The sequence below is a fragment of the Phyllobacterium sp. genome, from assembly GCF_037994405.1.
Lineage (GTDB): Bacteria > Pseudomonadota > Alphaproteobacteria > Rhizobiales > Rhizobiaceae > Phyllobacterium.
This window is the reverse complement of sequence record NZ_JBBNAN010000023.1, coordinates 1-3,660: the sequence shown is the minus strand read 5'-3', so window position 1 is coordinate 3,660 and position 3,660 is coordinate 1. Positions and strand designations below refer to the sequence as shown.

The window sequence follows — 3,660 nt, the reverse complement described above, 5'->3', positions numbered from 1 at the left end:
GCAAGGCGCTTGCCGCCTCGTTGAGGACGCTCGATCCGAACACATTGCGCCTTAACCAGGCGGCAAACGCCGTCATTATCGCCGCGGACAGTATGGCTGCCGAACGGCTGGAGTCAAACTTTGCATGGCGTGAAATCATCGGCTCAAGGTGAGCCTTAACAGGAGGGGAAAATGAGCAACTGTTGCGGAAATCCCGGCGTGGGCGATAAACTCGAAACCGGAAACAACCCATTGCCGGTCTATGACACCTATAACCCAGGCGAGGTGCGGTTGTATGGGCGCCCAGCTCTCAATCGACCGATTTTTCCGTTGAGCGACGCAGAAATTATAGATAAGCTTAAAGTAGAGCTTGAAAAATTTGATTTCATTGGCGGCAATGCTGATAACGTAGCAAACTCTGCATTCAAGCCGATGCTTGATCAAATTAGCAACGCTACTGCAGCGGCTTTTGGAGAACGAGTTACGCTTGCAGTATTTGACAACGGAAACTATCAAATACTCCCTGTAACCACGAATAAATATCCGGTTGCAGATAGCTGCATCAAAAGTATTGGCGTGATATACGGGTATGCCTATGAAGGTCATTGCTATAAGTTGCCAAGGCCGCAGATCATGTATTTGCCTAGCGATCCGAAAGAAATCACTGGTGACAAATGCGCATGCGATTGTGGTTATAGCGCTGCACTCGGCTATGCGGTGTGGCAAGTTGACAAGCTTGATCGTGTTGTAGCACTGGACGTTCGCTCGGATGATATCAAAACCCTGGTCCTTGACGCAAACATGCCGGGGAATCGTTCACCACTGGCGTATTCGCAAACCTTGGCGCTAGCGCCGCAACGTTCCCATGAATAGCTGATCGCAGGACACAACGGCAATTTGATCAAGAAATCGGCCATGACGCAAAGCCGTTGACGACCTTATGCGTCGTAAAATTAGCGTGATTGCAGGGGTGACCTCTACAGCGGAGCCACGCCTTGCGTGCCGATGACCGTTCCTATTCGCAAAATGAAATTTGATTGCGCAGACCAGGTACAATGTCCGGAGGCGCTTGGCGTTCTGCGCCACGCTCTTGATCAACAAGGTATGCCTCCTCATTATCTTGCGCCAGCGGAGAATCGCGTCGTTTATTAAGTCAAGATAGAATTGGTGAGATAGTTTTGTTCTGCAGCGCGGGGTTTTTGAATGCGTTGCAAGGCCTTATTCCAATTAAGGACGCACGGTTTGAGATGATGGCGTTGACTACAACGTCCCCGGCACCGGTAATGTTTGAACATGCAACCAAAAAGCTTATCGTAGTATCCAGCAAAACAATCCAAGCAGGCCAGACCGAGGCGATTTTTAGCGACGTCCGAAGCGTATTACAGGAGTAAATGACCTTGTCACAGGATCCGAAAGCGAGTCTGCGCGGTGCAGCGTTGGATTTCCACCAGTTCCCCAAACCGGGCAAGCTTGAGATTACCCCGAGCAAACCGTTGGCCAATGCGCGCGACCTCGCGCTGGCCTATTCACCCGGGGTTGCTGCACCATGTGAAGAAATCGCTGCCGATCCAGAGAAAGCCTATGCCTATACGTCCAAGGGCAATCTGGTGGCGGTCATTTCCAACGGAACGGCCGTGTTGGGTCTGGGCAATATCGGGGCGTTGGCAAGCAAACCGGTTATGGAAGGCAAGGCAGTTCTTTTCAAGAAATTCGCAGGAATTGACAGCATCGATATCGAAGTTAATGAAACCGATCCGAAAAAATTCATCGAGATAGTTGCGCCACTTGAGCCGAGCTTCGGCGGCATCAATCTCGAAGATATCAAGGCTCCGGATTGCTTCGACATTGAAGAGAATCTGCGGGCACGCATGAACATCCCGGTGTTCCACGATGACCAGCACGGCACGGCGATCATTGTTGCTGCGGCCGTTCTCAATGCCATGAAGCTTGTTGGAAAAAACATCGCCGACGTGAAGATTTGTACGTCGGGCGCAGGCGCCGCGGCGATAGCCTGTATGAACATGCTGGAGACCGTAGGCGCAAGGCGGGAGAACATTTATTTGGCCGACCGTCAGGGCCTCGTCACCAAAAAGCGGGCAAATTCCGTGGACCGCTGGCGCGGGGCATTTGCGCAGGACACCGATGCAACCGAACTGGCGGACGTCATGGCCGGAGCCGACATCTATGTTGGTCTATCCTCGGCGGGGGCCCTGAAACCAGAAATGATCCGCGAGATGGCGCGCGATCCGCTGATTCTCGCGCTCTCCAACCCAATTCCGGAAATCATGCCGGAACTGGCAATCGCCGAACGTCCGGACGCAATGATCTGCACGGGAAGATCCGACTATCCCAACCAGGTCAACAATGTCCTGTGTTTTCCTTTCATCTTCCGTGGCGCGCTGGATGCAGGCGCGACAACCATCAATGATGACATGAAGCGCGCAGCCGCTTACGCCATCGCGCAATTGGCGCACGAGCCCGTTCTGGAATCCCTGGGAAGCGAGGCTTCTGCTACCTTCGGCAGCGGCTATCTCATTCCCTCGCCATTTGATCAGCGTCTGATTTTGCGTATTGCTCCAGCGGTTGCACAAGCCGCGATGGACAGCGGCGTATCGCGCCGGCCGATTAAGGACATGCGCGCCTATCAAGACGGCCTGAAGCGTTTCGTCTTCCGTTCGGGATTGGTCATGAAACCGATGATCGAGCGCACCCAAGGTCAGGGGAAACGCATTGCCTTTGCGGATGGTGAGGATGAGCGTGTTTTGCGCGCCACTCAGGTAATATTGGAAGAAGCCATTGGTCGGCCAATCCTTATTGGCCGGCCTTCCGTCATCGAACATCGGATAGAACGCTTCGGCCTTACCATTAAACCCGAACGCGATTTCGAGATCATCAATCCTGAAGACGATCCACGCTACCGCGACTATGTCAGCCTCTTTCACGACCTCGTCGGGCGAAAGGGCGTAACACTCGACACAGCCCGCACGATCGTGCGCACCAATACCACCGTCATTGGAGCATTGGCCGTTCGTCGCGGAGAGGCGGACGCATTAATATGCGGGTTGCAGGGAAGCTTCATCAAGCATGCACGTGACATCCGCTCCATCATCGGGCTGGCCGACGATTCAGCGCAGCTGTCGGCATTGTCGATGCTGATCATGTCGAGGGGGGTGTTCTTCCTTGCTGACACTTATATGAACATCGACCCGAGCGCCGAAGAGATCGTTCAGATCGCATTGCAGGCCCGCGATCATCTCAAACGCTTCAACATCGATGCGAAGGCCGCATTGTTGAGCTACTCGAATTTCGGCTCGCGCGAAGGTGCGTCCTCAGAAAAAATGCGTATAGTCTATTCGTTGCTAAAGCGGGCTGCACCCGATCTGCTTGTGGAGGGCGAAATGCAGGGAGACCTTGCCATTAACGGTGCCTTGCGTGAGCGCTACCTGGCCCAAACGGCTTTTCAGGGGGAAGCAAACCTGCTGATCTTTCCGTCGCTTGAAGCGGCGAACGTCTCGATGACCTTGCTTACGGAGCTGAACAATGCCCTTGCGGTGGGCCCCATTCTGATGGGTACCAAGCGCCCGGCACATATCCTGGCTCCGTCGGTAACCAGCCGGGGTATTGTCAATATGTCGGCGATCGCAGCGGCTGAGGCTTTGGCAGTCTGACGGTCGCGGGAAG

General features: G+C 54.0%; 2 protein-coding genes. Both read left to right on the top strand.

What is annotated here, in order from left to right:
* Positions 1–171 precede the first annotated feature (171 nt).
* Complete coding sequence (locus tag AAAC48_RS01865; RefSeq protein WP_340652542.1) at positions 172–852, top strand: hypothetical protein; 681 nt, start codon at positions 172–174, stop codon at positions 850–852.
* A gap of 518 nt (positions 853–1,370) precedes the next feature.
* Positions 1,371–3,647, top strand: a complete 2,277-nt coding sequence (locus AAAC48_RS01860; protein ID WP_340652541.1) for an NADP-dependent malic enzyme — start codon at positions 1,371–1,373, stop codon at positions 3,645–3,647.
* The last annotated feature ends 13 nt before the right edge of the window (positions 3,648–3,660 follow it).

Excerpts from the sequence above, each read along its gene's own strand:
- AAAC48_RS01865 (WP_340652542.1), top strand. The coding sequence starts at position 172 with ATGAGCAACTGTTGCGGAAATCCCGGCGTGGGCGATAAACTCGAAACC.
- AAAC48_RS01860 (WP_340652541.1), top strand. The coding sequence starts at position 1,371 with ATGACCTTGTCACAGGATCCGAAAGCGAGTCTGCGCGGTGCAGCGTTG.